This window comes from Limnobacter sp. SAORIC-690 (assembly GCF_002954425.1).
Taxonomy (GTDB): Bacteria; Pseudomonadota; Gammaproteobacteria; order Burkholderiales; family Burkholderiaceae_B; genus Limnobacter; species Limnobacter profundi.
Window position 1 is genome coordinate 1462631 of the sequence record NZ_MQVZ01000001.1, and the last position, 26424, is coordinate 1489054.

A 26424-nucleotide genomic window follows, 5' to 3' on the forward strand; every position below is an offset into this window, starting at 1 on the left:
TGGCACAATCGGGAACCGGATCATCAATGCAGTAAACCATGTCTGAATTTCGAGGCATTCCGCCAGGCCCCAATGTGGGCACACAGCTCAAGGCCTTGCGCCGCAAAAAGAAAGCGGCCGACAGGGCAGTAAATTCGGCACCAGCCATGGTAGGTCAAGCCCCCGAAGCCGCTCTTCATGCGAATAGGCCGCCGTTGTCAGAACTCACCTTGGCCAATCTTCAGGAGTGGTTCGACGCACAAGGCTGGCAGCCTTTCGAGTATCAATTGCAGGTGTGGAAGGCATTTCAAAAAGGCCACAGCGGCTTGCTTCATGCCACCACTGGTGCCGGTAAAACCCTGGCGGTGTGGTTGGGTGCCTTGCTTAGGCTGGCACAACTTCCCACGCCAAGGGGCGCTGCAACCCGTGTCATGTGGATAACACCCATGCGCGCCTTGGCTGCTGACAGCACCAAGGCTTTGCAACAATCGCTGTCAGCCCTAGCGGGTGATTGCGATGTGGCCTTGCAAACCGGCGACACCGATTCAGCCGCGCGAGCAGCCATTTTGCGCAAACCCCCTTTCGCATTGGTCACCACGCCTGAAAGCCTGACCCTGATGTTCACGCGCACCAGCAGCCAGCCCAACTTGAGCAAACTGCAAGTGTTGGTGGTCGATGAATGGCATGAACTGATCGGCAACAAACGTGGTGTGCAACTGCAGTTGGCCATCGCACGCCTGGCGCGCATTAACCCGGGCTTGCAGGTGTGGGGTTTAAGCGCCACCTTGGGTAACTTGCCGGTGGCCATGGATGTGCTGCTACACCCTGTTAAAAACCACGCCAAGTGCACTTTGGTCCAGGGCAAGTTACCCAAACAATTGATGATCGACAGCTTGATTCCTGACACCTTTGAGCGTTTTCCATGGGGTGGGCATCTGGGCTTGAATCAGCTCGAGTTTGTGGCGCGAGAAATCGACCAGTCTGCATCCACCCTCGTGTTCACCAACACACGTTCCCAAGCCGAAATTTGGTATCAGGCTTTGCTCGAAGCCCGGCCCGACTACGCCGGTTTACTGGCCTTGCACCATGGCTCACTCGATAAAACCGTGCGCGATTGGGTTGAGCAAGGATTAAAAAACGGCAGCCTGAAGGCGGTGGTGTGTACTTCATCGCTTGATTTGGGCGTGGATTTTTTACCCGTAGAACGCGTGATTCAAATTGGCTCGCCCAAGGGCGTTGCCCGTCTGCTTCAACGTGCAGGTCGTTCCGGGCACGCACCCGGCAGGCCCTCTCGAATTACCGTGGTGCCCACCCATGCGCTTGAATTGGTCGAGGCTGCTGCTGCCCGACATGCTGCCCAGCAAAAACAGATTGAATCGCGTTTCAGCCCACAGGCCCCACTGGACGTGTTGGTGCAGCACCTGGTGACTGTGGCCATGGGCACTGGATTTAAACCCGATGAATTGTTTGCCGAAGTGTGCACCACAAGTGCGTATGAAAATTTGAGCCGCTCCCAGTTCGATTGGGCCCTGGCTTTTGTAGAAAAGGGAGGCGAAAGCCTGGCGGCGTATCCGGACTACCAAAGGGTGGCTGCCGATGAGGAAGGCATTTACCGCGTGCCGCGGCGTGACATTGCGCGCAGGCATGCCATGTCGGTGGGCACCATTGTCTCTGATGCCGCCATGCATGTGGCCTGGATGACTGGCGGGCGCCTTGGCACCATTGAGGAAGGGTTTATTGCCCGCCTGAAAACGGGTGATTGTTTCAGTTTTGCAGGCCGCGTGCTTGAACTGGTGAAGGTGCGTGACATGACCGCGTATGTGCGCAAAGCCAACCGCAAAAAAGCGACAGTGCCGCAGTGGCAGGGCGGTAAAATGCCCTTGAGCAGTGAACTTGCTCACGCCTCCCTGCAAATGCTGGAGTTGGCACATCAGGCTATTTCTTCTGGAAAAAAGACCGCCTTGCCTGAGCTGCAGGCACTTGAGAGTTTGTTGGCTTTGCAGATGCGCTGGAGTGCTTTGCCCAATACGGGCAACTTGCTGATTGAAGCGCTGCACAGCAAAGAAGGTCACCACCTGTTTGTGTATCCATTTGAAGGGCGAACGGTGCACATTGGTTTGGCCAGTCTTCTGGCCTGGCGTGCCTCGCGGCACAAACCGGGTACGTTCTCAATTGCCATGAACGATTACGGGTTTGAGCTGTTGAGCGCGGAACCCGTGAACTGGCAGGAATGGATTGCGGGCAGCCTTGCGCAAGCCCCTTTGTTTTCAACGGAGAATCTTTTTGAGGATGTGCTGGCTTGTCTCAACGCTTCTGAACTCGCCCAGCGACGTTTCCGGGAAATCGCCAGAATTGCGGGGTTGGTTTTTCAAGGCTTCCCCGGGGCGGGAAAAAGTGCAAAGCAGTTACAAGCCTCCAGCGGTTTGTTTTTTGAGGTGTTCAAAAAACACGATCAAAATAATTTGTTGCTGGACCAGGCCCAGCGTGAGGCGCTTGAACAAGAACTTGATTTGAAACGAATGGAGGCAGCGCTTTGTGCAATTCACCGCAAAACTTTGGTGTTCAAGTCGATTGATCGCCCAACACCTTTTGCGTTTCCCTTGCTGATTGAGCGATTGCGCGAAACCGTTAGCACGGAAAAGCTCAGCGATCGTGTGGCAAGAATGGTGGCCGAGCTGGAGAAAGCAGCTCAGGTTTAACAGATTTCAAAATTACAATTCAGGTCATCTTCACCGTGCATTTGTTGTCAGCAAACTCTTCAGTACATTCAATGAAAACACCTTTTGGCGCACTTCAACTGTCGCGCCACAAAACGGCGTTTTCACCCGCACACAAGGCGCTTTTTGTCGCCGACGTTCATTTGGGAAAAGCCGCTACTTTTCGCAGCCTGGGTGTTCCTGTGCCAGCCGGGACCACGCAAGAGAATCTGGATAAGCTCTCAGAATGTATCGCAGAATTCAATCCACTTTCGGTGTATTTTCTGGGCGATTTGTTGCATGCAAAAATGGCTCACAACCCCGACTTGCTTGGCAAACTGCTGGCTTGGCGTGCCCAGCACACAAACCTGGCCATGACGTTGATTCGCGGCAATCACGACAGCAAAGCGGGTGATCCGCCCGCAAATTTGAACATTTCGGTGGTGGAGGAGCCTTTCATGCTGGGTGGGTTTGCTTTGTGCCATCACCCGCAAACCGTGCAAAATGCTTTGGTGCTTGCCGGGCATGAGCACCCGGTCGTGGTGCTGAACGGAAAAGGCAGAAGCCGAGCCCGAGTGCCATGCTTCTACCTGAAAACCGATCAGCTCATACTGCCTTCATTTGGTGCTTTCACGGGCGGTTATGCAGTGAATCCCCAGGCCGGCGAAGCAGTATTTCCTGTGGTGTGAACAGCGGGCCGTTCAGCCCGCTGATTTCCCCACTGATTGCTTTTTACTTGCCTTTGCTCAAGCCAAGTGTGCCGCCACCCAAAGCCACAATCATTAGCAGGCCACCAGCCACACTGACGTTTTTCATGAACATCAGTTGCTGAACATAGGCTTGTTCAGCAGGCATGGCCCAGTAGTTGTGAAACAGCACTGAGGCAGCCAGGGTGAAGCCGGCCAGCAGCAGCGCTGCAATTCGTACCTGGAAGCCGACGATCAAAGCCAGCCCCGCGCCAATTTCAACCGCAATCGTCAGCACAGTAAGTACTTCTGGAAAAGGCAGACCCACAGAACCGATGTACCCGGCGGTGCCCTCGAACCCACCGATTTTGTCGAAGCCCGCCAGAACAAACATGGCAGCCAGTAGAACCCGGCCAATCAGGGCAATGGTTGAGGCGGATGAGTTAAAGGCATTGTCCAGCACATTCGTGCCTGCGTGTGTTGTGTTTGCTGTAGTCATTTCAATTCTCCGTATTGGGTTTGCGATTCACTGAATCGATGAGCGAATCATGCGCGTTCAATTGCCAAAAATCGAGTGACCTTTTTCGCAGTAATTGTTCAAATAATTTGAATAATTATTTGCAGATCATGATGCCCTAGAAGAATTTCTCTAACCTGGCCCATTCCCTTTTTCCTGAAGAAATAGCGTACACTCATAAAAAAACGAACGTTCGGTCTATTTTCTATATGCGCAAAGGTGAACAAACCCGAGCCGCCATTGTTGAGGCGGCGCTTGAAATCGCGTCCACACAGGGACTCGAGGGTTTGACCATTGGTTCTATCGCAGAAAAAATGGCCATGAGCAAAAGCGGCGTATTCGCCCACTTCGGTTCGCGAGAAGAACTTCAAATTGCCGTACTTCAAGAGTACGAGACCCAATTCATCAACGCCGTGTTGTTTCCCTGTTTGAAAGAGCCCCGCGGATTGCCCCGTTTGCGTGCAATTTTCATGCGTTGGCTTGACCGGATCGGCAAGGAAATCGACAGTGGTTGCATCTATATTTCAGGCGCGACAGAATACGATGACAGGCCAGGGGCGGTTCGCGATGTCCTGGTGAAAATGCATCGCGACTGGCAAAAAGAAATGCACCGTGCCACGGCACAGGCCATCGAGGAAAATCATTTACCGGCCAATCAGGCCCATGCGGACCAACTCGTATTCGAGATGGTCGGCCTGATTCTGGCAGCCCACCAGCAAGGTCGCCTCATGGGTGATTCTTCGTCTGTGAAGCGGGCCCGCCAAGGCTTTGAACGCATGATTCAGCATTACCAGCAAACCCCGTCAGAAATTCTGAGCCAGTAGTACCAGGAGACACTTCAATGAGCCAATACACGCCCCCAATCCGCGACATGCAATTCGTACTGCACGAAATGTTGAACGCAGAAGCTACTTTCAAAAGCATTCCCGCCTTTGAAGAAATTGACGCAGACACGGTGAATCAGATCATCGAAGAAGGCGGCAAATTCTGCGCGGAAGTGTTGCAGCCCCTGAACGCCGTGGGCGATTCAGAAGGTTGTACTTTGAACAAGGCCGACCATTCACTGAAAACACCGACAGGCTTCAAAGAAGCCTATCAGCAGTTTGTGGAAGCCGGTTGGGCCTCGCTAAGCTGCGACCCCAATTACGGTGGTCAGGGCTTGCCAGTGACTGTGAACCAGGCTTTCTATGAAATGATGAACAGTGCCAACCAGGCCTGGACCATGTACCCCGGCTTGACGCACGGCGCTTACGATTGCTTGCACGAGCATGGCAGTCAGGAACAGAAGGATTTGTACCTGCCCAAGCTGACCAGCGGCGAATGGACCGGCACCATGTGCCTGACCGAACCACACTGCGGTACCGACCTTGGCATGCTGCGCAGCAAAGCCGAACCTCAGGCTGATGGCAGCTACAAAATTACCGGTGCGAAAATTTTCATCAGCTCTGGTGAACATGACATGGCCGAGAACATCATTCACTTGGTGTTGGCTCGCTTGCCCGATGCACCCGTTGGCACCAAGGGCATTTCCCTGTTCCTGGTACCGAAATTCATTCCCAATGCCGATGGCTCGCTGGGTGCGCGCAACCCGATTTTCTGTGGCGCTATTGAACACAAAATGGGTATTCACGGCAATGCTACTTGCCAGATGAACCTGGACGGCGCAACCGGCTGGCTGATTGGTCAACCCCACCGCGGCTTGGCGGCCATGTTCGTGATGATGAACGCAGCCCGCCTGGGCGTGGGCATGCAGTCACTGGGCCTGACCGAAGTGGCTTACCAAAACGCAGTGGTATATGCCAAAGACCGCATTCAAAGCCGTTCGCTGACAGGCCCGAAGGCAAGCGACAAGCCAGCAGACCCCATCATCGTTCACCCCGATGTGCGCAAAATGCTGTTGACCACCCGCGCGTATGCTGAAGGTGGCCGCGCATTGTGCATGTGGACTGCGCTGGAACTGGACAAAGAACTGAACCACCCCGATGAAGCGGTTCGCAAGGAAGCATCCGACATGGTTGCCCTGGCCACGCCAATCGTGAAAGCCTTTATCACAGACAACGCCTGGGAAGCCACTTCACACTGTATGCAAGTGTATGGCGGCCACGGCTACATCGCCGAGTGGGGCATGGAACAATACGTTCGTGACAGCCGCATCAACATGATTTATGAAGGCACCAACACCATTCAGTCACTGGACCTGCTGGGTCGCAAGGTGCTGGGCGACGGTGGTGCCAAGCTGATGAAGTTCGGCAAAATGGTGCGTGCGCTGTGCGAATCAGAAGCCAACAACCCAGCCATGAAAGAGTTCATTGAACCCCTGGCTGATTTGGGCGACAAGGTCAGCAAGCTGACCATGGAAATTGGTGGCAAGGCCATGCAAAACCCCGATGAAGTGGGCGCTGCTGCCGTGGATTACCTGCGCGTTGTGGGTCATCTGTTCTACGCTTACTTCTTCGCCAAAGCTGCAAAAATCGCGCTGGAAAAACAAGCCAGTGGCGACAAGTTCTACACCGCCAAGTTGCACACAGCCCGTTTCTACTTCCAGAAAATGCTGCCTGAGACCGCCATGCTGATTCGCAAGGCGCGCGCAGGTTCCAGCAGCCTGATGGAAATGGAAGCTGACCTGTTCTAAGAAACCTGTCCCGTAGTACCCCGCAGCCTGCAATCGGCTGCGGGCGTTCAAACCAATTAACTCGAAGGAGACACGCGTGTCCAATTTCATCGTTCGCAAAGTCGCCGTGCTCGGCGCTGGCGTGATGGGCGCACAAATTGCTGCCCACTGTGCCAATGCCAAAGTGCCTGTGGTGCTGTTTGATTTGCCCGCCAAGGAAGGCCCCAAGAATGGCATCGTAGACAAAGCCATTCTGAACCTGACCAAACTGAAGCCTGCACCGTTTGGCGCGAAAGACGTTGCGCAATATGTGCAAGCCGCCAACTACGAAGAGCACCTGGAATTGCTGCAGGGCTGCGACCTGGTGATTGAAGCCATTGCCGAACGCATGGACTGGAAACACGACCTGTACAAAAAAGTCGCACCGCACATCAATGCCACTGCAATTTTTGCCACCAACACATCGGGCTTGAGCATTTCCAAACTCAGCGAAGGTTTTGATGCAGAACTCAAGAGCCGCTTCTGTGGCGTTCACTTCTTCAACCCGCCTCGCTACATGCACCTGTGTGAACTCATTCCTTTGAGCACCACACGTCAGGACATTCTGGACAATCTGGAAACCTTCCTGACCACCACTTTGGGCAAGGGCATTATTACTGCGAAAGACACGCCCAACTTCGTGGCCAACCGCGTGGGCGTGGCCGGCATGCTGGCCACCATGGCTGAAGCAGCGAAGTATGGTATTCCATTCGACATCGTGGACCAACTGACCGGTTCCAAACTGGGTCGCGCGAAATCCGCCACCTTCCGCACCGCCGACGTGGTGGGTCTGGACACCATGGGCCACGTGATTGCAACCATGCAAAACACACTGCCCAACGACCCGTTTGCACCCAGCTACGCAACACCTGCCGTGTTGAAAACACTAGTTGAAAAAGGCGCGCTCGGCCAGAAAACCAAGGGCGGTTTCTTCAAGAAAGAAGGCAAGCAGATCATGGTGTTCGATGCGAACTCCAGCAGCTATGTGCCATCTGAAGGCAAGGCCGATGAAGCTGTATTGAAAATTCTGAAGAACCGCAACGTGGCTGAACGCATGGCTGCGCTGCGTGCTTCCGAGCATCCACAGGCCAAATTCCTGTGGGCGATTTTCCGCGACGCATTTCACTACATCGCATTCCATTTGAACGATATTGCTGACACTGCACGTGAAGTGGATTTCAGTTTGCGCTGGGGTTACGGCTGGACAGAAGGCCCATTCGAAACCTGGCAAGCCGCAGGCTGGAAGCAGGTTGCCGAGTGGGTGAAAGCCGACATCGAAGCAGGCGAGGCCCTGTGCAATGCACCACTGCCCGCCTGGGTATTCGAAGGCCCAGTGGCCGACAGCGGCGGTGTGTACAGCACAGCGGGCGCATTCAGCCCAGCAAGCAATTCATTCGTACCCCGCAAAGATTTGCCGGTGTACCAGCGCCAAATTTTCCGCGCCAAAGTATTGGGCGAAACAACCGTGACGGGCCACAACGGCGGCACCACCATTAAAGAGAACGATGCTGTTCGCATTTGGACTGCACCGGGTCACGACGATGTGCTGATTTTGTCCATCAAAACCAAAATGCACGCCATTGGCCCAGACGTCATCACTGGCACCCATGAAGCCATTGCCCTGGCCGAGAAAAGCTACAAAGGCCTGGTGCTGTGGAGCCCGGATGAGCCCTTCTCCGCAGGTGCCGACCTGCAAGCCATGTTGCCTGCATTCATGCAGGGCGGCGGCAAGGCCATTGAACCCATGGTGGCTGAATTCCAGAAAGGCACTGCTGCGCTGAAATATGCACAAGTTCCAACTGTCGCAGCCGTGACTGGTTTGGCATTGGGCGGTGGTTGCGAATTTGCAATTCACTGTGCTGCACGTGTGGCCAACCTTGAAAGCTACATGGGCCTGGTGGAAGTGGGCGTTGGCCTGATTCCCGGTGGCGGTGGCTTGAAAGAAATCGCCATCAACGCTGGTTTGGCTGCTCAAAAAGCAGGTTCTGCCGATGTATTGGCCTTCCTGAAAGACGGCTTCATGACCGCAGCAACCGCCAAGGTGGGCACTTCGGCCATGGAATGTCGCGACCTCGGCTTCATCAAGGAATCCGACACCATCGTATTCAACAGCCATGAACTGCTGTATGTCGCCATTTCACGCGCACGCGCCATGTTCGACGGCGGCTATCGCCCACCCCATAAAATCAAGGGTGTACCCGCCGCAGGCAAATCAGGCTACGCCACCATCAAGGCGCAACTGGTCAACATGCGCGACGGCGGTTTCATCTCTGCTTACGACTTCCATTTGGGCTGCGTAATCGCCGAAGTGGTGTGCGGTGGCGAAATTGAAACTGGCTCCTTGGTGGATGAAGAGTGGTTCCTGAACCTGGAACGCAAGCACTTCGTGAAGTTGCTCGACAACCCCAAGACACAAGAACGAATCATGGGCATGCTGCAAACCGGCAAGCCAGTGCGTAACTAATTAAGGAGAGCAAACATGGCTCAAACTTGTAAAGATGTTTACATTGTCGCAGCAACGCGCACCCCAATCGGCAAGGCCCCCCGTGGCGTGTTTAAAGACACCCGCCCCGATGACCTGCTGGTGCATGCCATTGCCAGCGCCATGGCCCAGGTGCCAACTCTCGACCCAGCCTCAATCAACGATGCGATCGTGGGTTGTGCATTCCCCGAAGGCGAGCAGGGCATGAACATGGCCCGTATCGCTGTGTTGCTGGCAGGTCTGCCCAACACTGTGGGTGGCGTCACGATCAACCGCTTCTGTGCGTCTGGTATTACGGCTGTGTCAATGGCTGCCAACGCCATTGCCATGGGCGAAGCCGAAGTCATGATTGCAGCCGGCGCCGAAAGCATGAGCATGGTGCCAATGAGCGGCAATAAGCCAAGCTTCAACAATGCGATTTTCCAGAAAGACGAGAACCTGGGCATTGCCTATGGCATGGGCATGACTGCTGAGAAAGTTGCGCAGCAGTGGGGCATCAGCCGCGACGCGCAAGACGAATTCGCACTGAACAGCCACAAAAAAGCAATCGCTGCCCAACAGGCTGGCGAGTTCAATGATGAAATTACACCGTTCACCGTGGTCAAGGCCTCGCCCGATTTGTCCACTGGCGAAATCAAAACCAGCAGCAAGGTAGTAGGTCTGGACGAAGGCCCCCGTGCCGATTCATCGATTGAGGGCTTGACTAAACTCAAGCCTGTATTCGCTGCGAAGGGATCAGTGACCGCCGGTAACAGCTCGCAAATGAGTGATGGTGCTGGTGCCTTGATTCTGGCTTCTGAAGAAGCTGTGAAGCGCTACAACCTCACTCCCTTGGCCAAGTGGCGCGGTTTTGCCGTGCGTGGTGTGCCCCCCGAAATCATGGGTATTGGCCCCAAGGAAGCAATTCCTGCCGTGTTGAAAACTGCTGGCCTGAAAGCCAGCGACATCGACTGGTTTGAATTGAACGAGGCGTTTGCCGCGCAATCCTTGGCCGTCATGAAAGACCTGGAACTGGACCCTGCCAAGGTGAACCCCATGGGCGGCGCAATCGCCTTGGGCCACCCACTGGGTGCAACCGGTGCAATTCGCGCAGCTACTGTAGTGCATGCACTGCGCCGGCACAACCTGAAATACGGTATGGTGACCATGTGTATCGGTACCGGCATGGGTGCAGCAGGCATCTTCGAACGCGTGTAATTTCTGCGCGAATCAAAGCGGGTGTGGGTGCAAACCTTCACCCGTTTTTTGAGTTATTACAACAAAAAAAGACAGGGAATACGGCAGTGGACATTCAAACAGAAATCAGCAATGGCTTGATGACCATCACCATCAATCGGCCAGAACGCAAAAACTCATTTACCAACGCCATGTACACCGCGCTGGCTGACGCGTTTCGCGATGCCACGCACAGCAGTGGCGTGAAAGTGGTGTTGCTCAAAGGCCATGAAGGCTGTTTCTCTGCGGGCAACGATCTGGGCGATTTTCTGAACAACCCACCCACCGATCTCGATGCGCCTGTGTTTCGATTTCTGCGAATGATCTCCGTGTTCCCCAAGCCTGTGGTAGCACAGGTGCAAGGTTTGGCCATTGGTATCGGCACCACCGTATTGCTGCACTGTGATTTGGTGTATGCAGCAAGCACTGCAAAATTTTCCATGCCTTTTGTGAAATTGGGCTTGTGCCCGGAAGCGGCTTCCAGCTTGTTGTTGCCCATTTCTGCGGGCTACCAGAAAGCGGCTGAATTGCTCTTGTTGGGCGATATTTTCACCGCTTTGAAAGCCTACGACACCGGCATTGTTTCCGATGTGCTTGAACCAGAGGCATTGGCGGCACATGTGCAAGCGCAAGTGAAAAAACTGCTCGACCTGCCACTCACAAGCCTGTTGACCACCAAGCGTTTGATGAAGTCGGCCAACAAAACTGCTGTGGCCGAGAAAATGGCCGAAGAAGGGCACCTGTTCATGAGCATGATTCCACAAGCCCCCGCACAAGAGGCATTCAAGGCGTTTGGTGAAAAGCGTGCCCCAAATTTCAAGCAATTCGAAAACTAATTCAATACGCACCATAGGCTCAGCATGACCGTTGCACTTTCAGAAATTCTGTCCAGCCGCCGCCTGAGCGGTGATACCGTTACCTTCACCGCCACCGAGGACTGGATGCAAGGCCGAACCATGTTCGGTGGTTTTTTGTCAGCTCTTGCCGTGGTCGCCATGCGCGACACGCTTGGCATAGACATGCCTTTGCGTGCCCTGCAGACCAATTTCGTGGGCCCTGTGCCCGCTGGCGATGTGGTGTATCGCACGCGTTTGCTCCGGCAGGGCAAAAGTGTCAGCCAGGTGCAATGCGAAATATACAGCGACGAAACTTTGGCGGGTTTGGTGGTTGGCGTATTCGGGGCACCGCGTGAATCTGCGTTGCCTGTGCTAACACCTGAACACAAGCCTCTGCCCAAAAAAGTTGAAGAATTACCGGCATTGCCTTTCATACCCAAAATCACGCCCAACTTTTTGCAGCATGTCGAAATGCGCTGGGCCATCGGCAGCATTCCCTACATGGGCAACCCGTTTTGGGAAAGTGGTATCTACATCCGTGCCACAGACAAAAACCTGAGTCCCGAGGTGTTGATTGTGATGCTCAGTGATGGCCCGCCCACACCTTGCCTTAGCCACTTTAAAGGGCCTGTCATGGCCAGTTCGGTTAGTTGGTCACTTGAATTGCCACCCATTCCTGCCAACATCGACAGCGAGGGTTGGTTCCAAATCGACATGGAAACCAAAGCCGGATCTGATGGTTACGTGAATCAAAGCGCCAAGCTGTGGACCCCGGATGGTCAACTGGCATCGCTGGGCTATCAGGTGGTAGCGGTTTACGGCTAGGCCTTCTCGGTTGATTGTGCTGTTCACTGAACTTTCGTTTTTTCCAGGCTGTCGAATCCACGAAGGAGACAGTTGAACCATGAAACATGCACTGCTCACAATCGGAATGTTTGCCCTGTTTTGTCTGATTTCACCGGCAAAAGCAGAGGCCTTGCGGTGCACCCAGGGCAGTGCCTATGAGGGCGACAGCCGGGTCTCTGTGCTCTACAAATGCGGGCAACCCGCTTTGAAAGATACTTTTTGTGATCCAGTGTATTTTCCCGGTACCCTGCAACCGGTTCCCTCTCCGTTTGCGCAATCGCTGGTACCTTGCCTGCCCGTAGAAGTGTGGGTGTACGACAGGGGGCAGGGTAATTTGATTGCCACCGTACGCTTTCGGGGGGGCGTGGTTCAGTCCATTTCATATGGGCGACAACCTGAATAAATCAATCGAATTATTTTGTTAACACATCAGGTTCGGCACGTGCCGACCGTCTTGGGCATGCTTTCATGAATCACGCAAACAAACGGTTTTCGGTTTTTCTGGTTTGGCTTTTGGTCTGGTTGCTGGGTTCCTTGCTGGGCACCCTGGTGCAGTCGCAGGTCAATTTGCAGGCCTTGCAAAACCTGGGGGTTGTCATTCCATGGGGTACGCGGCTTCACACCACCCTGCACGATCTCGGGAACTTCTCGCCAGTTTATGCAGTCATCTTTGGGTGCAGTTTTGCGGTATCTCAGGCCGTCGCATTGCTGTTCACGCGTTTCACCGGCACTGCATGGCGCACCTTTTGGTGTGTTTTCGGTGCTGCACTGGGTTTGTGGGTAACTTTCAAAGTGGTCGACATGATTGCACCAATGCCAATACTGATTTCCTCCACCCGCACCGTCGGGGGCATGTTTTCCATGCTTGCAGCCGCCGCAGCCTCGGGCGCCTTGTTCGCCAAACTGTCGACCCGCAAACTGTCGGCCAGTCCCGCAATTCTTGCATTACTGATTGCCGGTATTGCGCTGCCACCCGACCAAGCCCAGGCCCAATCTACCAAACCCTACACAATCGAGACTTTTGCCGATGGTTTGGACAGTCCATGGTCCATGGCATTTTTACCTGATGGCCGCGCTTTGATCACCGAGAAACCTGGCCAGCTGCGCCTGGTGGCCGCCGATGGCAAATTGGTGAATGCCCCACTCGCTGGTGTCCCGAAGGTATTTTATGGCGGCCAGGCGGGTTTGTTTGATGTCTTGCCCTCCCACGATTTTGCGCAAAGTCAGCAAATTTTTCTCAGCTATGCCTGCGGCACGCGCAGTGCAAACCATCTGTGTGTGGCCAGCGCCAAGCTTGGCGAGAACAGCCTTGCGAATGTCAAAGAAATATTCCGCTCGCAAATGGCGAAGTCTGGCAGTGCGCACTACGGCGGGCGCATGGCGTGGCTGCCCGACAACACGCTGATCGTGACACTGGGTGATGGTTACAGTTATCGTGAAGAAGCGCAGAATTTGTCGAATCACCTTGGAAAAATTGTTCGGCTCAATGCCGATGGCTCTGTGCCCAAAGACAATCCCTTTGTGGGCAAACAGGGCGCCAAACCCGAAATTTATAGTTACGGTCATCGAAACGTTCAGGGCCTGGCCTACGATGCCGCCAACAAACGATTGATCGCTCATGAGCATGGTCCGCGTGGTGGTGACGAAGTGAACGTGATTACCCCCGGGACCAATTACGGTTGGCCCAAAGCCACCTACGGCATCGACTACACCGGTGCACAAATTTCACCCTTCAAAGAATATGAGGGTACTCAACAACCCGCAATTTACTGGGTGCCGTCCATCGCGCCCTCAGGCATCACCGTGTACAACGGCGATATGTTTCCGCAGTGGAAAGGCAATTTGCTGGTGGGTGCATTGAAAGCCCAGCAGGTCAGTCGAGTGGTGTTGAAAGGCAACAAAGCGTCTGAAGAAGAAGTGTTGTTTAAAGAAGTGGGTGCGCGTTTCAGGGATGTTCGCACAGGCCCCGATGGAGCAATCTACCTGTTGACCGACAGCTCGGATGGCAAGGTACTTCGCGTGAGTGCCCGTTAGCATTCAGTCACATGATGTGTTTACCTGCTCCCTTGTTTTCGGCTAGTCTTGCTGAACAAGGGGGCAACATGGAAATTGTTTATAGAGCGGGCAACATTATCGAGGCGCACATTGTTGCCGGTATGCTGAACGCCTGCGAAATATCCACTTACGTGGGCGGCCATTTTCTTCAGGGCGCTGTCGGCGACCTTTCCCCCACTGGTTTTGCCAACGTTTTTGTCGCTTCTGAGCACTTTGATCAGGCTGCCGCATTGGTTGCCGACTACGAGAAAAACGACCTTTCTTCTGGCGATTTGGTCACGTCTTCACGTTTCGTCCATTCGTTTTAGGAGAGAAAAATGAGTTTATTGGTCTTTTTGCTGGTTGGGATTGTTGCGGGCTGGCTGGCTGGAAAGTTGGTTCGGGGCGGTGGTTTCGGTTTGATTGGCGACTTGGTAGTTGGCGTAATTGGTGCTTTTGTGGGCGGTTTCCTGTTCAACTCACTGGGGGTTTCCAGTGGCGGCGGTTTGTTGGGAAGCATTGTGGTGGCAACCATCGGCGCAGTGGTTTTGTTGATGTTGATTCGTTTGATCAAACGGGCTTGACTGTGGCTTGATCGTTGGCTCACCTCGGGGCGTGGTTTGGCGCTATACTTCGTTCCCGATCTGCCCCTTTCCTCAGGAACCTCATGGCGCTTAAATCCACCGACATGGCCAAAAACATGGCCAAGAAACTTGACGGTTCACTGAAATCCGAAAGCCTTCCTGATCGTTTCGGTCAAGCTTCCAAAGCACAAAACAACAAACGTGAGCGCGCCGCTGAAATACCTGCCAGTAAACTGGTGCCGGTGAACTACCGTCTGCCTGCTGATTTGGTGAGTCGCCTGCGTGAATACGCAGTCGGTACAAATGAAGGCATTAATCAGGTGGTTGCAACCGCCTTGAACGACTGGTTGAGTACTCAAACAAAAAAATAATGGTCGCTCATTGACCGCATTAGTCTATTTTTTTATCCGTTTTTTGCTGGGTAGGTGATTGGGTTACCCTTTCAATTAATATCAATTTATTAACTATTATTTTAGAAATAAACATTTTTACTTATTTTTAATAGTAATTTAGTTTATTTTCATAATCTAATTGTTTTTTTAGGTTCGTTGAGCAGTGTTTTTTTGATTTGAACTTCTCTCCGAATGGCTCATGCTGTGGTTTCTGCGTATATGGAAAACCACAATTGCTGCGCATCACGGGCATGCTGATACTCCATCCACCTGCGCAAATATGTGTGGAAATTCAATAAGAAAAACAGCTTTCGCAGTTGACATTCTGATACAAATCACAAGGAGAGTTCCGTGAAGAAATCGATTAAATCCGTATTGGCAGTTGCCCTGTTGGGCTTGGTGGGTTCCGTGCAAGCCCAAGATGCTTACCCGTCCAAAGTCATCACCATGCTGATCCCATTTGCAGCGGGTGGCCCAACTGACACGGTGGGTCGTTTGATTGCACAGTCCATGTCCAAAGACCTGGGCCAACAAGTGATTGTTGAAAACCTCGGCGGTGCAGGCGGAACCCTGGCTGCTGGCAAGGCGGCCCGTTCTGCACCCGATGGCTACAACATTTTCCTTCACCACATTGGTCAGTCCACTGCGCCTTCCTTGTATCGCAAGCTGTCGTACAACGCATCAACCGACTTTGAAACCATTGGCCTGGTAACCGATGTACCCATGACCATCGTGGCCCGTGGCAATATGCCTGCCAAAAACATGCAGGAATTGCTGGCCTACATCAAAACCAACAAAGACAAAGTGACTTACGCCAATGCAGGTATTGGTTCAGCTTCGCACCTGTGCGGCATGTTGTTCCAGACAGCTGTGGGTGTAGACCTTACAACGGTTCCTTACAAAGGCACTGGCCCAGCCATGAACGATTTGTTGGGCGGTCAGGTCGACTTCATGTGTGACCAAACCACCAACACCACCAGCCAAATCAAAGGCGGAAAAATCAAGGCCTACGCCGTGACCACCAAAAAGCCAGTGGCCTCTTTGCCTGATCTGCCAACATTGGACAAGGCTGGTTTGCCTGGTTTTGAAGTGGGTGTTTGGCACGGTTTGTATGCCCCCAAAGGCACACCCAAGCCCATCATTGATCGCCTGAGCAAGTCTCTGCAAACAGCCTTGAAAGACCCAGCAGTGATTTCGCGTTTTGCTGAATTGGGCACCGAGCCAGTGCCTCAAGACCAAGCCACACCAGCCGCCTTGCGCAAGCACCTGGATGCTGAAATTGCACGTTGGAAGCCAATTATCGACAAAGCTGGTCAGTACGCTGACTGATCTATAACAGAGATCTAAAATGCCAAAAGATTTACGAGACTTTTGGGCCGGGCTGCTGTACCTGATTATCGGTGCAGCAGCTTTGTACATGGCTGCTGACTATGAAATGGGCACAGCCATTAGCATGGGCCCCGGCTATTTTCCCAAAGTATTAAGTGGTTTGCTTATTTTGATTGGCGCAGCCTCACTGGTTCGCTCATTCATTGTTGAAGGCGAACCCCTGAAAGGCTTTGCCTTTTCAAAAATTATTTACGTCACCATTTCCATCATTGTATTTGCCTTGTTGGTGGAAGGTGCAGGTCTTGCAATTGCAGTCATGGCGGTGTTCGGTATTTCTGCAATGGCCAGCAAATTTTTCAATTGGAAGTTCACCCTGGGTATTGCTTTTGGCGCGGCTATTTTTTGTAGCCTGGTATTCGTCAAAGGTTTGGGTATTCCGCTGCCCATTTTTGGGTCTTGGTTTGGAATGTAAACATGGAACTTCTCGCTAATCTTTCAATTGGTCTTGAAACAGCTTTCACGATCAATAACCTGTTGTTTTGCCTGATCGGTGTTTTTCTGGGTACGGCAATTGGTGTGCTGCCAGGCTTAGGCCCCACTGCCACGATTGCCATGTTGTTGCCAATCACCTTCGGCCTGCCGCCAGTGTCGTCTCTCATCATGTTGTCCGGTATTTATTACGGCGCTCAGTATGGTGGTTCCACCACGGCCATTCTGGTCAATTTGCCAGGCGAATCCTCTTCGGTGGTTACCGCACTCGACGGTTATCAAATGGCTCGCCAAGGCAAGGCGGGCAAGGCTTTGGCCACTGCGGCAATCGGCTCTTTCGTGGCTGGTACTTTCGCAACCGTATTGCTGGCATTGTTTGCGCCACCTTTGGCAGACATCGCCTTGCAGTTTGGTGCAGCCGAATATTTCTCGTTGATGGTGGTTGGTTTGGTCGCCTCTGTGGTGCTGGCAAGCGGTTCCTTGTTGCAAGCATTCGGCATGATCGTGCTGGGTTTGCTCATGGGCATGGCAGGTACCGATGTGAATTCAGGCATGGAGCGCTACACTTTCGACACACCCTACATGGCCGAGGGCATTAACTTCGTGATTCTGGCCATGGGCATGTTTGGCTTGGGCGAAATCATCAAGAACCTCGAAGAGGAACACTTGCGTTCTGCCATGGTGTCCAAGGTTCAGGGTTTGTTGCCAAACAAGGACGATCTCAAGCGCATGGCTTGGCCTATCGTTCGCGGTACTGGTTTGGGCTCCTTGCTGGGCATTTTGCCCGGTGGCGGTGCCATGCTGGCTTCGTTTGCTTCTTACTCCATCGAGAAAAAAATCTCGAAAACACCCGAGCAGTTTGGCAAGGGTGCAATCGAAGGTGTTGCTGGTCCCGAGTCAGCCAACAATGCAGGCGCTCAAACCTCGTTCATCCCCTTGCTAACCTTGGGTATACCGTCCAACCCTGTGATGGCCCTGATGATCGGTGCCATGATCATTCAAGGGATTACGCCAGGTCCAGCGGTCATGACCGAGCAGCCAGCTTTGTTCTGGGGCATCATCGTCTCCATGTGGATCGGTAACCTGTTTCTGGTGGTTCTGAATCTGCCCTTGATTGGTATCTGGGTCAAAATGATCTCGGTGCCTTATCATTTCCTGTACCCCATGATTCTGGTGTTCTGCTGTATTGGGGTGTTCAGTTTGGGCAACAAGTTGTTTGATGTGTACTTGTTGGCTGGCTTCGGTGTGTTGGGCTACATCTTCTCTAAATTGAAGTGCGAGCCGGCGCCATTGCTGTTGGGCTTTATTCTGGGCCCAATGATGGAAGAGTACCTGCGCAGGGCTTTGTTGCTTTCTCGCGGCGACTTCTCCGTGCTTGTTACACGCCCCATTAGTGCAACCATGCTGGCCATCGCGGCAATTGCCCTGATCGTGGTGTTCATGCCTTCAATTCGCAAGAAGCGGGAAGAGGCATTTCACGAAGAATAAGTTTCAATTGGATACATGATCATCAAGGGCCATTGAAGCGTTGTTTCAATAGCCCTTGTTTTTTTCAGGCACGTATTCAGTATGAATTGTGTTGCATTGTGTTGTATTATCCATTTCGTAGCCCAGTAGCATTTGGACAGTACGAATGGACAGTCAGTTTCCCGCCGCATCCCCAGAAGAATCGAATTTCGGTGACAGCAAATTAGACCCGAATCAAGTCGTTCCCCTTTACCACCAAATCTATCTGATATTGCGCGAGCGTATTATCGAAGGGCACTACGACACCAAGCCTTTGCCCGGTGAGTTGGTCTTGGCTGAGCAGTTCAATGTGTCACGCGTCACCATGCGTCGTGCGCTGCAAGACCTTGTCAAAGAAGGCTTGGTCGCAAGGGGGCGTGGCAAGGGTACATTCGTAAAACCGCGCACCGAGTCACGTAACTCCTCGGTGGGGCAAAGCCAGTTGTTGAGCGCTTCGGCCATGCGTTTGCAGGCCAGTGGTGATTCGTCCGATTTGCAACTCATCACGTCCAAACGTATTTTGCCACCGCCCGACATTGCAACGCTCTTGCATTTGCCCAGCGATGCCATCGTCGAAAAACTGATTCGCATTCGTCAGCTTGACGGGCAGCCAGTGGCGCACCTGACCAGCTTTATTCCACAGGATTTGTCGGGACGCATTTGTCGCCGACGCCTACGCGAGTTTCCAATTTTGGTGCTGCTTGAAGAAGCAGGGGTGAAGGTGGCCAAAGCCCGCCAAACCATTTCTGCAAGGCTTGCCGATGCTTCGGTAGCCTATGCCTTGGGCGTGCCGGTGGGTGCGCCTTTGCTGGCTATTTCACGGGTGGCTTACGATGAAAATGGCAGGCCAGTGCAAGTGCTCAAAGGCCTGTATCGCCCCGATCGATACGACTACCGAATCGAGTTGTCGCGCAAGCAGGCCAAGGGCCAAAGTTCCTGGCAGCATGTGAACGAAGTCGAGTTCGCATTCGAAATGCATCAACAAGACCTCTCACACTTCTGAAGCGAATATTTTATTTAAGCGGGTCCACGGGGCGGGAATTCCGGTTCTCGTCTACAGCCACATAGGTTACATAGGCCTCAGTTACCTTGGCCACATCGTCGGGTTTCAAGCGGCGTTGCGCAAACACCTCCACGTAAATTTGCATGGAGGTTCTGCCCACCTTTACCACTTCGGCATAAAAGCTGCACAAATCACCCACAAACACGGGTTCCTTGAAAATAAACTCGTTCACTGCCACGGTCACAATTCTGCCTTTGGCGTGGGCTGTCGCTGGTACCGAACCAGCCAGGTCCACCTGCGCCATAATCCAGCCGCCAAACACGTCGCCCGACGCGTTGGAGTCTCTGGGCATGGGAATGACCCGAATCACGGGTTCACGGTCGACAGGTAACAAAATGGGTTTGGGTGTGCTCATGTGCAGGTGCTTTGTTGTTGGTTTAACTTTCGATTGTAACGCTGAGCACCTAGAGTCTGCATTTCATTCTAGGTGCATGCTTCCAACCCCATTTCATGAAACAGACGATAATGGGGTTTTATTGAGTCCATGAGTTGAGGAAGCGATGGCTGCAGGTTGGGTAACGGTGTTGCAAATGGTGCCATGGGGCGAGGTGATTAAAAATGCGCCCAAAGTGGCCGATGGTGCGGTCAAGCTGTGGAACAGCGTGTCCAAAAAGCGGGTGGATGGTGAAACCGAGAGCGACGTGACCGATGTGATGTTGGCCACGGACATGGCCGCCGTCGAAAAGCTGGAACATCGCCTGCATGCGGCTGAGCAAACGATCACCGATTTGCAGGCTCAAGTGGTTCAATCTGCGGAGGTCATCAAAGAGTTGGCCAGTCAAAACACGCAACTGGTTGCACAAATCGAATCCAATCGCAAAGCCGTTACTGTGTTGGGCGTTGTTTTGGCCTTGAGCGTATTGGCGGTGGTGGTTCAGGCGGTCATGTTGTTTGGCGCCTGAACCGAGGTATAGGTTACGTTCAGGCTGACTTTCTGCCGCCGTGTTCATCGTCCAAGGCATCTTTGGCCATTTTGTCGATCACGGCTGGCACAAACGGTTTCAGCTTCAGGCCCAAGCGCCCTTTGGCTGTCATTACCCATTCTCGCTTGCGTTCGGCCATGGCATCCACGATTTCGTTCACACACTGCTCAACCGTCATGGCGCCTTTCTCGCGAAGGCCTGAAACACCAGCGCGCTCGCCATTCGGGTTCAAACCGTTGCGGCGAATTTCCGTATCCACCACACCCGGGAAAATTGCGCACACGTCCACACCTGTGCCCATCAATTCAATGCGCAGTGCTTCCATAAAACCACTCATTGCAAATTTGCTGGTGCAATAGGTGGTGCGGGCGGGCACACCCGTTTTGCCAGCCAGGCTGGAAACGCCCACGATCAAGCCTTTGGATTTCTTGATGTGGGGCAGTGCCTTGTGGGTAATCCAAACCATGCTCATCACATTGACGCGGAACAGTCTCTCAAAGGTACCCAAGTCGGTGATGTCTTCAAACCACGCATGCATCGAGACGCCCGCATTATTCACAATCATGTCAATACCGCCAAAGGCTTTCACTGATTCTTCCACCAGGTTCTCGCATTGGGCCTGTTCCATCACGTCACAGGCCACACAGTGGACCTGCCCGCCAGCCGCCACCACCTGTTTGCCGACCTCTTGAAGTTTTTTGAGTCGGCGTGCCGCCAGCACCAGTTTGTTGCCTTGGGCCAGTTTGATGGCCAATGCCGCACCAATACCTTCTGAAGCCCCGGTGATTACAATCACTTTGTTTTGAATACTTGCCATTTGCTTTTGTCTCCTGCTGAGTGTGTGGCTCGTGTGCCGAGGCGAGTGGTAGCATTGCCAATCACCTCTTTTTTGTACCGAGAAGTATCGCATGCGCAGAACCGCACCGGTGGAGTCCGCCCCACCAAGACCCCGAAAACGAAGCGACTGGGGCACCATCGCCCAGCTTTTGCCTTATCTGTGGGAATACAAGTGGCGGGTTATTTTCGCGATTGCCTGCCTGGTGCTTGCCAAGGTCGCCAACATGGGCGTGCCTCTGGTGCTCAAGGAAATCATCGATGAGCTGACGCCGCTTTTGCAGAGCAATGCCTTGCTGGCCGCAGCCTCCATGCCGGCAGTGTTGTTGGTGGCTTACGGTTTGTTGCGCCTGTCTACCACGGTCTTCACCGAGCTGCGAGAATTCCTGTTTGCCCGGGTCACCCAGAATGCAGTGCGGGCCATTGCCATTCAGGTGTTTGATTACCTGCATGCGCTGTCGCTGCGGTTTCATTTGAATCGTCAAACCGGAGGGGTGACCCGCGACATCGAGCGTGGATCCCGAGCCATTTCAAGCCTGGTGAGCTACACGCTGTACAGCATCCTGCCAACACTGATCGAGATCGTACTGGTAGTGGGCTATTTGTTCCTCAACTACGACATCTGGTTCTCGGTCATCACGGCGGTGGCACTGACCTTGTACATTTTCTTCACCGTAAAAATCACGGAATGGCGACTGCATTTTCGCCGCACCATGAACGACCTGGATTCCAAAGCCAATGTGCGTGCAGTCGACTCGCTGATCAACTATGAAACCGTGAAGTATTTCGGCAACGAGCGTTTTGAGTCCGATCGGTACAACAAAAGCATGGCCGCCTGGCAAGAGGCTGCCATTCGCTCGCAAAAATCCCTCACTCTTTTGAATACCGGGCAAAGTGCGATCATCGCCGTGGCGGTGACTTTGGTGTTGTGGCGTGCAACCGCTGGTGTGCTGGACGGGTCAATGACTTTGGGTGATTTGGTGCTGGTGAACGCCTTCATGATTCAGCTGTATATTCCTCTGAATTTTTTGGGTGTCATTTACCGGGAAATCAAGCAGGCTTTGGCTGACATCGAACGAATGTTTGGCCTGATGGATGAAAACCTGGAAGTCAAAGACAGGCCACATGCTCCTGATCTGCAGGTAAAAGGAGGTGCCATAGAATTTCGCAACGTGAACTTTGCGTATGACGAACGCCGCATGGTGCTGAAGAACATGTCGTTCTCGGTGCCCGCAGGCCATACCGTGGCGGTGGTAGGCCACAGCGGTGCGGGTAAATCTACGTTGTCGCGTTTGCTGTACCGCTTCTATGAGGTCACGGATGGCGCCATTCTCATTGATGGGCAAGACATTCGGGACGTCACACAGATTTCATTGAGGAGAAGCATTGGCATTGTTCCTCAAGACACTGTGCTATTTAACGACACCATTGCTTACAACATTGCCTACGGTCGGCCCGATGCCACACAGGCTGAAATTGAAGCTGCCGCCAAGGCTGCCCACATTCACGAATTTATCGTGAATCAGCCCGATGGTTACAAAACACAGGTGGGTGAGCGTGGGCTCAAGCTTTCAGGTGGAGAGAAGCAACGCGTGGCCATTGCCCGCACCATCTTGAAAAATCCGGCGATTCTTATTTTCGACGAGGCCACTTCAGCGCTGGATTCCAAATCAGAACGCGCCATTCAGCAAGAGCTGCAAATGCTGTCCCGCAACCGCACTACCTTGATCATTGCCCACCGTTTAAGCACGGTGGTGCATGCTCACCAAATTCTGGTGATTAGTCAGGGTGAGGTGATCGAAAGTGGCAGCCATGAATCACTACTTGACAAGAATGGTGAATACGCCCGAATGTGGCTGATTCAACAGCACAGTCAACCCAACGCGTCTGCCCATGGAAACCAAATGGCTTGAAGATTTCATCACGCTGGCCCAAACCAAGAATTTTTCGAAAGCGGCCAACCTGAGGTGCGTCACGCAGCCCGCTTTCTCACGCCGTATTCAGGCGCTTGAGGGTTGGCTGGGCTGCGAGTTGATTGACCGGGGATCTTACCCCACGCGACTGAGCCCGCAAGGTGAGGTGTTTTACGAACAGGCGCTCACCATGCTGGAGCAAATCCGGCAGGCCCGAACGATTGTTCGGGGCGGCAGCCTGCAAAGCCGCCAACCCATCCGATTGGTGGTGCCGCACACCTTGGCCTGCAGCAAGGCGCCGCATTGGGTCAGCAGTTTGAAAGCCAAGCTTGCCGACCGTTTGCCCGATCTGAGTTTTCAGCTAACGGCCAGCAACGTGCACGATGCCGTGTTGTACTTCACTGACGGTGCAAGTGATTTTCTGGTTTGCTACCACCACAGCCGGGAACCGATTGAACTCGACCCCAGCAAGTTTGAGGTGCGGGTGTTGGGCACGGAACGGTTTGAGCCATACAGCGCCATGACCGTCGAGGGCAACCCGGTCTATTCGCTGGACCCATTGGCGCCTTTGCCCGTGCCCTATCTGTCGTATTCCAAACATGCTTATCTGTCGAAGATGACCGACATCGCGATGGAAGCAGGCCCACTCTTTTTGAAAAAATCACTGTTCGAAACGGACATGTCTGAAAGTTTGAAATCGATGTGTGAAGCGGGCTTGGGTGTGGCCTGGTTACCCGAAAGCGCGGTGCTGCCCGGGTCCGGCCTTTGCAAAATTCAAGGGCCCTATTTCACTGACATGGAGGTTCGCTTGTATCGGCGCATACAGCGTCATACCGAGAATTCTGCCGCGCATGAGCAGGCGGATTTAATCTGGCATTACTGGCCTGACTAATCCCCCTCTGTGGATAACCCTTATTAGGGTTTCTTTGGATATGCGCGAAATGCATGGTTTAATGCTGATTAAGTATTGGAGTGCTGGCCACTAAAGATTTAGCATGGCCCACATTCAGAATTCGTCAGGGGATGACATGGTCAAGCAGCACTCAGAGCATCGCGTGGAAAAAGACCTTCTTGGTGAAAAGAAGATTCCCGCTGAGGCCTACTGGGGAGTGCACACCAGCCGCGCCCTCGACAATTACCAAATTACTGGTTTTCCGCTTTACAACGCCCCCGAACTTATCAATGCACTGGCTGCGGTCAAATGGGCTGCTACCAAGGCCAATGCAGACCTGGACACTGTTCCCCACGATTTGGCCAAAGCCATCACCCAGGCTTGCAAGGAAATTCGGACCGGCAAACTTCATGACCAGTTCGTGGTGGACGTCATTCAGGGCGGTGCGGGCACCTCGACCAATATGAATGCCAACGAAGTGATTGCCAACCGCGCCATTGAAATACTGGGCGGTAAAAAGGGTGATTACAAAATGGTGCACCCGATTGAGCATGTGAACGCTTCTCAAAGCACCAACGATGTGTACCCCACTGCTGTCAAAATCGGCCTGATCAACGCCATCTCCGGTCTGTTGGTCGCGATGGAAGAACTGAAAGAGGCCTTCGGCGAAAAAGCCTTTGAATTCCGGAAAATCCTGAAAATCGGCCGCACCCAGCTGCAGGACGCCGTGCCCATGACTTTGGGGCAAGAGTTCGCAACTTTCTCCGTCATGTTGGGTGAAGACATGGCACGCCTGCGCGAGGCGACCAGCTTGATCTCTGAAATCAATCTGGGGGCTACTGCCATCGGTACCGGCATTAATACCGACCCGGAATATGCAGCTCGTGCCCGTCATTATCTCGAAGAAATCACCCAGCTGGGCCTTGTGACTGCAGCCGATCTCGTCGAGGCCACTCAGGACACTGGATCTTTTGTCCAGCTCTCTGGCGTGCTCAAGCGCGTGGCCGTGAAGTTGTCCAAGATGTGCAACGATCTGCGCTTGCTGTCCTCAGGGCCCCAGGCTGGTCTGAACGAGATTAATCTGCCGCCGCGGGCTGCAGGCTCTTCCATCATGCCTGGCAAGGTGAATCCGGTGATCCCGGAAGTGGTGAACCAAGTGGCATTTGAGGTGATTGGTAACGATGTCACCGTCACCATGGCGGCCGAGGCTGGCCAACTGCAGCTGAATGCGTTCGAGCCCATCATTGCATGGAGCCTGTTCAAGAGTATTTACCACCTGACAGCCGCTTGCAAAACGTTGACGAAAAATTGCGTATTAGGGATTACCGCAAATGAGTCACTTTTGCGTCAAAGGGTCGAGGAATCAGCCAGTTTGGCCACCTCACTGAACCCTTACATAGGCTATGATCAAGCATCTGAGATTGCAAAAACTGCATTGAAAACTGGCCGGAAGGTTTCCGAGCTTGTTCTCGAAAAAGGCTTACTGTCAGAGCAGCAGTTGAATGAAATACTCAGGCCCGAGGTTCTCACCCGTCCTCGGAGAATAAAACTTTAATACCGTCTCGAACCTGGTTCGTATGGCGCAGGGTGTGTGCACAGTTTGTGCTTAATTTTTTCATTCAAGGAGCAAAAATGAAAAGGAATCTCCTCGCAGCAGCGTTGGCCGTGGCCAGTGTAGCCGCTGTTCAGCCCGCAGTTGCCCAAGATCTCACGGGTACTTTGAAAAAGATTTCCGAGACCAAAACCATCGTGGTGGGTTACCGTGAGTCCTCTGTTCCGTTTTCATACCTGGACAACAACCAAAAGCCGATCGGCTACCACATGGACATGTGCAACAAGGTTGTTGATGCGGTCAAAGCCAAGTTGAAAATGCCAAACCTGAATGTGCAATTGCAACCAGTTACTTCTGCAAACCGCATCCCGTTGCTGCAAAACGGCACCATCGACATGGAATGTGGTTCTACCACCAACTCCGTGGCTCGTCAGGAACAGGTTTCTTTCGCAAACAGCACCTTCATCACCAGCGTGAAAGTGGTCGTGAAGAAAAGCAGTGGCATTAAGTCACTGGCCGATCTGGATGGTCAACCCATCGCGACAACTTCAGGTACCACCTCAGTTCAGTTGATCAAGCAAAACGAGAAGGGTGCAAACATCAACTTCAAGGAAATTTACGGCAAAGACCATGCTGAAAGCTTCCTGTTGGTGGCCAATGACCGTGCCAAGGCTTTCGTAATGGACGACATCCTGATTGCCGGTTTGGTTGCTCAAAGCAAAAATCCGGATGAGTTCATGTTCTTGCCAGAAATTCTGCGCACAGAACCCTATGGCATCATGTTGCGCAAGGATGATCCTCAGTTCAAGGCATTGGTCGACGAGACTGTAAATAGCATGATCAAGTCTGGCGAAGCTGAAAAGCTTTACGCGAAGTGGTTCATGAGCCCGATTCCACCGAAGAACGTCAACCTGAATTTCCCGATGTCTCCGCTGTTGAAGGAAGCATTCGCGAATCCAAACGACAAAGGCGTTAAATAAACTGCCCTAGTCAGTCACGGGCCGGC

At 53.1% G+C, this 26424-nt stretch carries 25 protein-coding genes; 22 read left to right on the forward strand and 3 right to left on the reverse strand.

The genetic code is table 11. The annotated features are described in order from the left end of the window. Nucleotides 1-38: 38 nt before the first annotated feature. Nucleotides 39-2678, forward strand: a complete 2640-nt coding sequence (locus BSZ31_RS06970) for a ligase-associated DNA damage response DEXH box helicase (protein ID WP_105028134.1) — start codon at nt 39-41, stop codon at nt 2676-2678. Between the two features lie 71 nt (nt 2679-2749). Further along, nucleotides 2750-3364 carry a ligase-associated DNA damage response endonuclease PdeM gene (pdeM, locus tag BSZ31_RS06975; protein WP_240605665.1) on the forward strand — a complete coding sequence of 205 codons (615 nt, stop codon included), beginning with the start codon at nt 2750-2752 and terminating at the stop codon, nt 3362-3364. A 43-nt stretch (nt 3365-3407) separates the two neighbouring features. On the opposite strand, the gene BSZ31_RS06980 is transcribed toward pdeM, so the two are convergent. Continuing rightward, nucleotides 3408-3860, reverse strand: coding sequence for a DoxX family protein (locus BSZ31_RS06980; RefSeq protein ID WP_105028136.1), 453 nt, complete (start codon nt 3858-3860; stop codon nt 3408-3410). 227 nt (nt 3861-4087) lie between these two features. Between BSZ31_RS06980 and BSZ31_RS06985 the strand changes: the two genes are divergently transcribed. The 15 genes from BSZ31_RS06985 (at nt 4088) to BSZ31_RS07055 (ending at nt 19244) form a co-directional block, all read left to right on the forward strand. Further along, nucleotides 4088-4702 carry a TetR/AcrR family transcriptional regulator gene (locus BSZ31_RS06985; protein WP_105028137.1) on the forward strand — a complete coding sequence of 205 codons (615 nt, stop codon included), beginning with the start codon at nt 4088-4090 and terminating at the stop codon, nt 4700-4702. A 17-nt stretch (nt 4703-4719) separates the two neighbouring features. Next, nucleotides 4720-6510 carry an acyl-CoA dehydrogenase C-terminal domain-containing protein gene (locus BSZ31_RS06990; protein ID WP_105028138.1) on the forward strand — a complete coding sequence of 597 codons (1791 nt, stop codon included), beginning with the start codon at nt 4720-4722 and terminating at the stop codon, nt 6508-6510. A gap of 76 nt (nt 6511-6586) precedes the next feature. After that, on the forward strand, nt 6587-8992 hold the full coding sequence (locus tag BSZ31_RS06995) for a 3-hydroxyacyl-CoA dehydrogenase/enoyl-CoA hydratase family protein (RefSeq protein WP_105028139.1): 2406 nt from the start codon (nt 6587-6589) through the stop codon (nt 8990-8992). A gap of 15 nt (nt 8993-9007) precedes the next feature. Beyond that, complete coding sequence (locus BSZ31_RS07000; RefSeq protein ID WP_105028140.1) at nt 9008-10207, forward strand: acetyl-CoA C-acyltransferase; 1200 nt, start codon at nt 9008-9010, stop codon at nt 10205-10207. Nucleotides 10208-10293: 86 nt separating this feature from the next. After that, nucleotides 10294-11061, forward strand: a complete 768-nt coding sequence (locus tag BSZ31_RS07005; protein ID WP_105029786.1) for an enoyl-CoA hydratase — start codon at nt 10294-10296, stop codon at nt 11059-11061. Nucleotides 11062-11085: 24 nt separating this feature from the next. Beyond that, nucleotides 11086-11886, forward strand: coding sequence for an acyl-CoA thioesterase II (locus BSZ31_RS07010; RefSeq protein ID WP_105028141.1), 801 nt, complete (start codon nt 11086-11088; stop codon nt 11884-11886). Between the two features lie 79 nt (nt 11887-11965). Beyond that, entirely contained in the window at nt 11966-12310 is a 345-nt protein-coding gene (locus BSZ31_RS07015) for a DUF2845 domain-containing protein (RefSeq protein ID WP_105028142.1), read from the forward strand. 65 nt (nt 12311-12375) lie between these two features. Then, a complete protein-coding gene (locus BSZ31_RS07020; protein ID WP_240605666.1) occupies nt 12376-13941 on the forward strand; it encodes a PQQ-dependent sugar dehydrogenase in 1566 nt (521 codons plus the stop codon). A gap of 68 nt (nt 13942-14009) precedes the next feature. Next, nucleotides 14010-14270, forward strand: coding sequence for a DUF2007 domain-containing protein (locus tag BSZ31_RS07025; RefSeq protein WP_105028143.1), 261 nt, complete (start codon nt 14010-14012; stop codon nt 14268-14270). Nucleotides 14271-14279: 9 nt separating this feature from the next. Beyond that, nucleotides 14280-14525 carry a GlsB/YeaQ/YmgE family stress response membrane protein gene (locus BSZ31_RS07030; RefSeq protein WP_105028144.1) on the forward strand — a complete coding sequence of 82 codons (246 nt, stop codon included), beginning with the start codon at nt 14280-14282 and terminating at the stop codon, nt 14523-14525. Nucleotides 14526-14608: 83 nt separating this feature from the next. Then, nucleotides 14609-14896 (forward strand): hypothetical protein, encoded by a 288-nt coding sequence (locus BSZ31_RS07035; RefSeq protein ID WP_105028145.1) that lies wholly within the window; start codon nt 14609-14611, stop codon nt 14894-14896. Between the two features lie 372 nt (nt 14897-15268). Then, a complete protein-coding gene (locus BSZ31_RS07040) occupies nt 15269-16246 on the forward strand; it encodes a tripartite tricarboxylate transporter substrate binding protein BugD (RefSeq protein ID WP_105028146.1) in 978 nt (325 codons plus the stop codon). Nucleotides 16247-16265: 19 nt separating this feature from the next. Next, complete coding sequence (locus tag BSZ31_RS07045; RefSeq protein WP_105028147.1) at nt 16266-16718, forward strand: tripartite tricarboxylate transporter TctB family protein; 453 nt, start codon at nt 16266-16268, stop codon at nt 16716-16718. Between the two features lie 2 nt (nt 16719-16720). Next, nucleotides 16721-18223, forward strand: a complete 1503-nt coding sequence (locus BSZ31_RS07050) for a tripartite tricarboxylate transporter permease (protein WP_105028148.1) — start codon at nt 16721-16723, stop codon at nt 18221-18223. A 145-nt stretch (nt 18224-18368) separates the two neighbouring features. After that, nucleotides 18369-19244: a GntR family transcriptional regulator gene (locus BSZ31_RS07055; RefSeq protein ID WP_105028149.1), complete on the forward strand. Its 876-nt coding sequence runs from the start codon at nt 18369-18371 to the stop codon at nt 19242-19244. Nucleotides 19245-19254: 10 nt separating this feature from the next. On the opposite strand, the gene BSZ31_RS07060 is transcribed toward BSZ31_RS07055, so the two are convergent. Then, nucleotides 19255-19659 carry an acyl-CoA thioesterase gene (locus tag BSZ31_RS07060; protein ID WP_168426887.1) on the reverse strand — a complete coding sequence of 135 codons (405 nt, stop codon included), beginning with the start codon at nt 19657-19659 and terminating at the stop codon, nt 19255-19257. Between the two features lie 145 nt (nt 19660-19804). Between BSZ31_RS07060 and BSZ31_RS07065 the strand changes: the two genes are divergently transcribed. Further along, a complete protein-coding gene (locus BSZ31_RS07065; RefSeq protein ID WP_105028150.1) occupies nt 19805-20206 on the forward strand; it encodes a hypothetical protein in 402 nt (133 codons plus the stop codon). Nucleotides 20207-20225: 19 nt separating this feature from the next. On the opposite strand, the gene BSZ31_RS07070 is transcribed toward BSZ31_RS07065, so the two are convergent. Next, nucleotides 20226-21044, reverse strand: a complete 819-nt coding sequence (locus BSZ31_RS07070) for an SDR family oxidoreductase (RefSeq protein ID WP_105028151.1) — start codon at nt 21042-21044, stop codon at nt 20226-20228. A 91-nt stretch (nt 21045-21135) separates the two neighbouring features. Between BSZ31_RS07070 and BSZ31_RS07075 the strand changes: the two genes are divergently transcribed. From BSZ31_RS07075 to BSZ31_RS07090, 4 genes are all read left to right on the forward strand, one after another. Further along, the gene (locus BSZ31_RS07075) at nt 21136-22974 is read left to right on the forward strand and encodes an ABC transporter ATP-binding protein/permease (RefSeq protein ID WP_105028152.1); all 1839 of its coding nucleotides are present in this window, start codon (nt 21136-21138) and stop codon (nt 22972-22974) included. Next, nucleotides 22955-23866 carry a LysR family transcriptional regulator gene (locus BSZ31_RS07080; protein WP_105028153.1) on the forward strand — a complete coding sequence of 304 codons (912 nt, stop codon included), beginning with the start codon at nt 22955-22957 and terminating at the stop codon, nt 23864-23866. The genes BSZ31_RS07075 and BSZ31_RS07080 overlap by 20 nt, the downstream gene beginning before the upstream one ends. Nucleotides 23867-24002: 136 nt before the next feature. Continuing rightward, a complete protein-coding gene (gene aspA, locus BSZ31_RS07085) occupies nt 24003-25421 on the forward strand; it encodes an aspartate ammonia-lyase (RefSeq protein ID WP_105029789.1) in 1419 nt (472 codons plus the stop codon). 77 nt (nt 25422-25498) lie between these two features. Then, nucleotides 25499-26398, forward strand: a complete 900-nt coding sequence (locus BSZ31_RS07090; protein ID WP_105029790.1) for a transporter substrate-binding domain-containing protein — start codon at nt 25499-25501, stop codon at nt 26396-26398. Nucleotides 26399-26424 lie beyond the last annotated feature (26 nt).

Excerpts from the sequence above, each read along its gene's own strand:
- BSZ31_RS06970 (WP_105028134.1), top strand. The coding sequence starts at position 39 with ATGTCTGAATTTCGAGGCATTCCGCCAGGCCCCAATGTGGGCACACAG.
- pdeM (WP_240605665.1), top strand. The coding sequence starts at position 2,750 with ATGAAAACACCTTTTGGCGCACTTCAACTGTCGCGCCACAAAACGGCG.
- BSZ31_RS06980 (WP_105028136.1), bottom strand. The coding sequence starts at position 3,860 with ATGACTACAGCAAACACAACACACGCAGGCACGAATGTGCTGGACAAT.
- BSZ31_RS06985 (WP_105028137.1), top strand. The coding sequence starts at position 4,088 with ATGCGCAAAGGTGAACAAACCCGAGCCGCCATTGTTGAGGCGGCGCTT.
- BSZ31_RS06990 (WP_105028138.1), top strand. The coding sequence starts at position 4,720 with ATGAGCCAATACACGCCCCCAATCCGCGACATGCAATTCGTACTGCAC.
- BSZ31_RS07000 (WP_105028140.1), top strand. The coding sequence starts at position 9,008 with ATGGCTCAAACTTGTAAAGATGTTTACATTGTCGCAGCAACGCGCACC.
- BSZ31_RS07010 (WP_105028141.1), top strand. The coding sequence starts at position 11,086 with ATGACCGTTGCACTTTCAGAAATTCTGTCCAGCCGCCGCCTGAGCGGT.
- BSZ31_RS07015 (WP_105028142.1), top strand. The coding sequence starts at position 11,966 with ATGAAACATGCACTGCTCACAATCGGAATGTTTGCCCTGTTTTGTCTG.
- BSZ31_RS07020 (WP_240605666.1), top strand. The coding sequence starts at position 12,376 with ATGAATCACGCAAACAAACGGTTTTCGGTTTTTCTGGTTTGGCTTTTG.
- BSZ31_RS07025 (WP_105028143.1), top strand. The coding sequence starts at position 14,010 with ATGGAAATTGTTTATAGAGCGGGCAACATTATCGAGGCGCACATTGTT.
- BSZ31_RS07030 (WP_105028144.1), top strand. The coding sequence starts at position 14,280 with ATGAGTTTATTGGTCTTTTTGCTGGTTGGGATTGTTGCGGGCTGGCTG.
- BSZ31_RS07035 (WP_105028145.1), top strand. The coding sequence starts at position 14,609 with ATGGCGCTTAAATCCACCGACATGGCCAAAAACATGGCCAAGAAACTT.
- BSZ31_RS07045 (WP_105028147.1), top strand. The coding sequence starts at position 16,266 with ATGCCAAAAGATTTACGAGACTTTTGGGCCGGGCTGCTGTACCTGATT.
- BSZ31_RS07050 (WP_105028148.1), top strand. The coding sequence starts at position 16,721 with ATGGAACTTCTCGCTAATCTTTCAATTGGTCTTGAAACAGCTTTCACG.
- BSZ31_RS07055 (WP_105028149.1), top strand. The coding sequence starts at position 18,369 with ATGGACAGTCAGTTTCCCGCCGCATCCCCAGAAGAATCGAATTTCGGT.
- BSZ31_RS07060 (WP_168426887.1), bottom strand. The coding sequence starts at position 19,659 with ATGAGCACACCCAAACCCATTTTGTTACCTGTCGACCGTGAACCCGTG.
- BSZ31_RS07065 (WP_105028150.1), top strand. The coding sequence starts at position 19,805 with ATGGCTGCAGGTTGGGTAACGGTGTTGCAAATGGTGCCATGGGGCGAG.
- BSZ31_RS07070 (WP_105028151.1), bottom strand. The coding sequence starts at position 21,044 with ATGGCAAGTATTCAAAACAAAGTGATTGTAATCACCGGGGCTTCAGAA.
- BSZ31_RS07075 (WP_105028152.1), top strand. The coding sequence starts at position 21,136 with ATGCGCAGAACCGCACCGGTGGAGTCCGCCCCACCAAGACCCCGAAAA.
- BSZ31_RS07080 (WP_105028153.1), top strand. The coding sequence starts at position 22,955 with ATGGAAACCAAATGGCTTGAAGATTTCATCACGCTGGCCCAAACCAAG.
- aspA (WP_105029789.1), top strand. The coding sequence starts at position 24,003 with ATGGTCAAGCAGCACTCAGAGCATCGCGTGGAAAAAGACCTTCTTGGT.
- BSZ31_RS07090 (WP_105029790.1), top strand. The coding sequence starts at position 25,499 with ATGAAAAGGAATCTCCTCGCAGCAGCGTTGGCCGTGGCCAGTGTAGCC.